Annotated in this window: 6 protein-coding genes; 5 read left to right on the plus strand and 1 reads right to left on the minus strand. The window is 69.2% G+C overall.

Going from position 1 to position 5,007, the window contains the following annotated elements; translation table 11 throughout:
- Window positions 1-153: 153 nt before the first annotated feature.
- A complete protein-coding gene (locus WA670_RS44975; protein ID WP_134730579.1) occupies window positions 154-417 on the minus strand; it encodes a hypothetical protein in 264 nt (87 codons plus the stop codon).
- 28 nt (window positions 418-445) lie between these two features.
- On the opposite strand from WA670_RS44975, the gene WA670_RS44980 reads away from it, so the two are divergent.
- The 5 genes from WA670_RS44980 to WA670_RS45000 all read left to right on the plus strand — a co-directional run bounded on the left by WA670_RS44980 (window position 446) and on the right by WA670_RS45000 (window position 4,842).
- Window positions 446-838 carry a YciI family protein gene (locus WA670_RS44980; RefSeq protein WP_134730577.1) on the plus strand — a complete coding sequence of 131 codons (393 nt, stop codon included), beginning with the start codon at window positions 446-448 and terminating at the stop codon, window positions 836-838.
- A 31-nt stretch (window positions 839-869) separates the two neighbouring features.
- Complete coding sequence (locus WA670_RS44985; RefSeq protein ID WP_134730575.1) at window positions 870-2,087, plus strand: RNA polymerase sigma factor; 1,218 nt, start codon at window positions 870-872, stop codon at window positions 2,085-2,087.
- A complete protein-coding gene (locus tag WA670_RS44990) occupies window positions 2,080-3,198 on the plus strand; it encodes an epoxide hydrolase family protein (RefSeq protein WP_134730573.1) in 1,119 nt (372 codons plus the stop codon). The genes WA670_RS44985 and WA670_RS44990 overlap by 8 nt, the downstream gene beginning before the upstream one ends.
- Window positions 3,199-3,265: 67 nt before the next feature.
- The gene (locus tag WA670_RS44995) at window positions 3,266-4,081 is read left to right on the plus strand and encodes an alpha/beta fold hydrolase (protein ID WP_336162301.1); all 816 of its coding nucleotides are present in this window, start codon (window positions 3,266-3,268) and stop codon (window positions 4,079-4,081) included.
- A gap of 8 nt (window positions 4,082-4,089) precedes the next feature.
- Window positions 4,090-4,842 carry an SDR family oxidoreductase gene (locus WA670_RS45000; protein WP_134730569.1) on the plus strand — a complete coding sequence of 251 codons (753 nt, stop codon included), beginning with the start codon at window positions 4,090-4,092 and terminating at the stop codon, window positions 4,840-4,842.
- Window positions 4,843-5,007: the final 165 nt, after the last annotated feature.

The raw sequence follows: 5,007 nt of genomic DNA on the forward strand, positions 1-5,007 counted from the left end.
GAAGAGAAGATTACACGGCTCAAAACGGCCCTAAACAGGGGGGTCCCTTAATGCGATCTTCGCAGGTCAACCGGCCGAATAGGCCCGCTGCGGCCGATCCGGCGGGCGCCGCGGCCCCGATCCGGCGGACCGGAGCGCGGCGAATCCGGTGGCTTATCGGGTCGCGGATGCCGTAATGCGGAAGAACGGGCGGCTCGCGTTATCGGTGAATGCCGAGACCCGCTTGCCGAGCGAGGCGCCGGCGAGAGCCGATTGCCGCTGGACATCGGCGTGCCCGCGCCGGACGACACCGAGGGCGGGCGGTTCGGAGGCATCATGAGCGCCGAACCAGCGAGTGACCCGGGTCACCCAGAAGAACGTCGAGACGATGTCCGGTGCGGGGCAGGCGGCTTCGTTCTTTCCCCGACTGACGGCCATGCGAGACAGAAGACAGAGGGAGCATCCGATGAAGTACCTGATCCTGGCGTACGGCAACCAGCAGGACTACGACCACCTCAGCGGCAAGGAGGGCGGGGCGACCCCGGCGGAAATGGCGGCGGTCGACGAGTTCCTCGCCGGGTTCACCGGGGCTCTGGCCGATTCGGGAGAGTTGGTCGAGGCCCAGGGGCTCGCCGCTCCCGTACTGGCGCGCCGCCTCCAGTTAAGGGACGGGGCTCCGGTCGTCACCGACGGGCCGTTCGGCGAGACCGAGGAGGTCATCGCCGGGTACTGGATGGTCGACTGCGCCAGTATCGACCGGGCGACCGACATCGCGGCGGGACTGCTCAAAGCCCCGGGACGGCTGGCCGACGCCGGGGTCGTGGTCCGGCCGGTGATGGGAAGCGACAGCGAACTCTGAACCCAGGAACCAAGCGACCGAGGCGGCAGAGATGACCGACCCCTCCCTCCCGGCCACGCTCGACGACACCCTGCGCACCCTCGCGCCGCAGGTGCTGGGCGCGCTGGTCCGCCGCTACGGGCGGTTCGACCCGGCCGAGGACGCGGTCCAGGAAGCCCTGCTCACAGCCGCCCAGCGGTGGCCGGAGACGGGGATTCCCGAGCGGCCCTTCGGCTGGCTGCTGCAGGTCGCGAGCCGGAAGCTGATCGATCTGCTCCGCGCTGACCAGGCAAGACGCGAGCGGGAGAGCCGCGCCGCGCGCGAGGATGTCGGCGAGCAGGCCGGGGACGACACCTTGATCCTGCTCCTGCTCTGCTGCCATCCGTCGCTCTCGGTGGCGTCGCAGGTCGCGCTCACCTTGCGGGCCGTCGGCGGGCTCACGACGGCGGAGATCGCGCGGGCGTTCCTCACGTCCGAGGACTCGATGACCCGCCGGATCTCCCGGGCCAAGCGGACCGTCCAGGACAGCGGCGTGCCGTTCCGGATGCCGCCGGAAGAAACGCGCGGCGAGCGGCTCGAAGCCGTCCTGCATGTCTTGTACCTGATTTTCACCGAGGGGTACTCGGCGACGTCGGGACCGGATCTGCGCCGCGGCGACCTCGTAAGAGAGGCGATCCGGCTTGCCGAGATGACGGCTGCCTTGCTGCCGGACGACAGCGAGGCCAAGGGGTTGCTTGCGTTGATGTTGCTGACGGACGCGCGGTCGCCGGCGCGGGTGACCGCGCAGGGCGAGCTGGTTCCGCTGCATGAGCAGGACCGGACGCGATGGAAGACCGAGTCGATCCGGCGCGGGGTGGAGCTGGTGACAGCGGCGTTGCCGCGCGGGCCGGTCGGGCCGTATCAGCTGCAGGCGGCGATCGCGGCGGTCCATGACGAGGCAGCCACCGCCGAGGAGACCGACTGGCGGCAGATCGTCGGGCTTTACCGGCTGCTGCTCAAGGTTTCGGCGAGTCCGGTCGCGAAGGTGAGCCACGCCGTCGCGGTCGGGATGGCGGACGGACCCGCCGCCGGGCTTGGACTGCTCGACGCGCTGGACCACCGGGACCGGCGGTTCTATGCGGCGCGCGCACATCTTCTGGAAAAGGCGGGCGACCGCGAAGCGGCCCGGAGCGCGTACCTGCGCGCGGCCGAACTCGCCACCAACATCCGCCAGGTGCGGTATCTCAACGCCTGCGCCCGGCGGCTTTCCGAAGGAGCTGAGCATGATTGACGAGATCCGGCCGTACCGGCTGGAGATCCCCGAGGCAGACCTGGTCGACCTGCGAGAACGGCTCGACCGGACAAGGTGGGCGCCGGAGCCGGTCGGCGGTGATCAGGGGTACGGCGTCAGCGTCGGCCGGGTGCGCGAGCTGGCCGAGCACTGGCGACAACGCTACGACTGGCGGGCTTGGGAGCGGCAGTTCAACGAGTATCCGCAGTTCACGACCACGATCGACGGCAGCAACGTGCATTTCCTGCACGCTCGTTCGCCGGAGCCGGACGCGATCCCGTTGATCCTCAGTCACGGGTGGCCGGGCTCGGCGGCGGAGTATCTGGCCGCGGTCGGGCCGTTGAGCGATCCTCGCGCGCACGGGCTTGATCCGTCGATCGCGTTCGACGTCGTGCTGCCGTCGTTGCCGGGGTTCGGGTTTTCCGGACCGACGACCGACACCGGCTGGGGTCCGCGGCGGATCGCGCGGGCGTGGGCGGAGTTGATGCGCCGGCTCGGGTACGAGCGCTACGGGACCGCGGGCAACGACTGGGGTTCGGGGATCGCGCCGGAGGTCGGTCGCGTAGCGCCGGAACATGTGATCGGCGCGCACGTGACGCAGACCTGGGATCCGCCGCCGGACGACGATCCACAGTGGATTGCCGACCTGTCCGACAAGGACAAAGCCGCGTGGGACGCGTTCCACCACTACTTCGCGAACGAAGCGTCCTACGGCGTCGTCCAGGCGCAGCAGCCGCAGACGCTCGCGCACGCGTTGTCCGACTCCCCCGTCGGCCTGCTCGGCTGGAACGCGCAGGCGATGCACGACCACGGCCTCGACGCGGACGGGATCCTCACCCACGTCACGATCCACTGGCTGACCGGCACGGCGGGTTCGGCGATCCGGATCTACGCAGAGGAAGCCCGGGAGACGCCCGCCGAAGGCCGCAATCCGGTGCCGCTGGGGGTCGCGCAGTTTCCCGGCGACCTGCCGTCGATCCGCGTGTTCACCGAACATCGCCGGAACCTCGTGTCGTGGAACGAGTACGGCCGCGGCGGGCATTACGCGGCGCAGGAGGTGCCGGAGCTGTGGGCGGGCGACGTCCGGCAGTTCTTCGCGAAGCTGCGCTAGAAAAACATTGCTCCGACTACATTGCACCTTATTGCACGGAGAAATCGCCCCGATTAGCGTCGGGACCATGCAGACAGTCCTTCTCCCCTCCGGCACCCGGATCGCCTACGACGACCTCGGACCGCGGTCGGAGGTCCCGGTGCTTCTCGTGCACGGGCACCCGTTCGACCGGTCCATGTGGGGTCCGCAGGCCGAGCACCTCGCCCGCAACGGCCGCCGAGTCGTGGTGCCTGACCTGCGGGGATACGGGGAAAGCACCGGTCCAGCGGTTCGCGGGCTCGAAGACTTCGCCGAGGACCTCGTCGGGCTGGCCGATCACCTCGGCATCGAACGCTTCGCGCTGGGCGGACTGTCGATGGGCGGGCAGATCGTGATGCAGACCGTCCGGGACTGCCCGGAGCGCATTGCCGCGCTGCTGCTCGCCGACACGTTCGCCGAGCCCGAGACCGACGAAGGAAAGGTGACCCGCAACCAGACCGCGGACCGGGTGCTCGCGGAAGGCATGACCGCGTACGCCGACGAGCTGTTGCCGAAGATGGTGTCGCCGGGCACCTTCCGCGAGAACCCCGCGGTGACCGGGCACGTCCGGAAGATGATGCGCCACGCACCGGCGACAGGCGCGGCGGCCGCGTTGCGGGCCAGGGCGAAGCGCCCCGACTACCGCGATTCGCTCAAGCAGGTCAGCGTGCCGACGCTGGTCGCGGTGGGCAGTGAGGACGAGTTCACTCCGGTCGCCGACGCGCAGCTGCTGCACCGGCTCGTGGCCGGCTCGGAGCTGGTGGTGCTCGACGGCGCGGGGCACCTGCCTAACCTGGAGCGCGCGGCCGAGTTCAACGACGTGTTCGGCCGCTTCCTGGACCAGGACCACGCGGAAGAACGGTGACGCACTCCATGAAGACCGTATTGGTGACCGGCGCCAGCGCCGGCTTCGGTGCAGCGATCACGCGCCGGTTCGCAGCGGAAGGCGCGCGGGTCGTCGCCGCGGCCCGCAGCGGCGACCGGCTCAAGACGCTGGCGGACGAACTGGGCGACGCGGTGTTCCCGCTGGTCCTGGACGTACGCGACCCGGCCGCCGTCGCGGATGTCGTCGCGCAGCTGCCCGAGGAGTGGGCGAAGATCGACATCCTGGTCAACAACGCCGGCCTCGCGAAGGGTCTGGAACCCGCGCACGAGGCGAAGCTGGAAGACTGGGACCAGATGATCGAGACCAACGTGACCGGTCTCGTCCACCTCACCCGCGCAGTACTGCCCGGCATGGTCGAACGCGGCGCCGGACACGTGATCAACATCGGCTCGGTCGCAGGCAGCTACGCCTACCCCGGCGCGAACGTCTACGGCGCGACGAAGGCGTTCGTGCACCAGTTCAGCCTCAACCTGCGCTCCGACCTGCGCGGCACCGGCGTCCGCGTGACGAATGTGGAGCCGGGCCTGGTAGGCGGCACAGAATTCTCCACCGTCCGCTTCGGCGGCGACCAGGCGAAGGCGAACAACGTCTACGCAGGCACCACCCCGCTGACCGCGGACGACGTCGCCGAGTCAGTTTTCTGGGCAAGCTCCCAGCCAGCACACGTGAACATCAACGTCATCGAACTGATGCCGGTCGTGCAAACCTTCTCCGCCCTGAACATCGACCGCGAAAACTGAGCCAACGCACGTGAGGGCCACCCTCATTGACTCTGATTCCCCCAGGGTTCCCCTCACGGCCCTAAAACCGCACCCGGTGCACCCAACGAGCGAGGCACCCACACCACCCCCGCACCCCGATACGAAGCTCCCCTGCGGTTCGGGGGTGCTTGTCAAGGCATCTTT

The sequence above is a fragment of the Amycolatopsis sp. VC5-11 genome (genome assembly GCF_037034185.1).
Classification (GTDB): domain Bacteria; phylum Actinomycetota; class Actinomycetes; order Mycobacteriales; family Pseudonocardiaceae; genus Amycolatopsis; species Amycolatopsis nivea.

What these genes read in the sequence shown, in the direction of transcription:
- WA670_RS44995 (WP_336162301.1), top strand. Translation starts at nt 3,266, where the DNA reads ATGCAGACAGTCCTTCTCCCCTCCGGCACCCGGATCGCCTACGACGAC.
- WA670_RS44985 (WP_134730575.1), top strand. Translation starts at nt 870, where the DNA reads ATGACCGACCCCTCCCTCCCGGCCACGCTCGACGACACCCTGCGCACC.
- WA670_RS44980 (WP_134730577.1), top strand. Translation starts at nt 446, where the DNA reads ATGAAGTACCTGATCCTGGCGTACGGCAACCAGCAGGACTACGACCAC.
- WA670_RS45000 (WP_134730569.1), top strand. Translation starts at nt 4,090, where the DNA reads ATGAAGACCGTATTGGTGACCGGCGCCAGCGCCGGCTTCGGTGCAGCG.
- WA670_RS44990 (WP_134730573.1), top strand. Translation starts at nt 2,080, where the DNA reads ATGATTGACGAGATCCGGCCGTACCGGCTGGAGATCCCCGAGGCAGAC.
- WA670_RS44975 (WP_134730579.1), bottom strand. Translation starts at nt 417, where the DNA reads ATGGCCGTCAGTCGGGGAAAGAACGAAGCCGCCTGCCCCGCACCGGAC.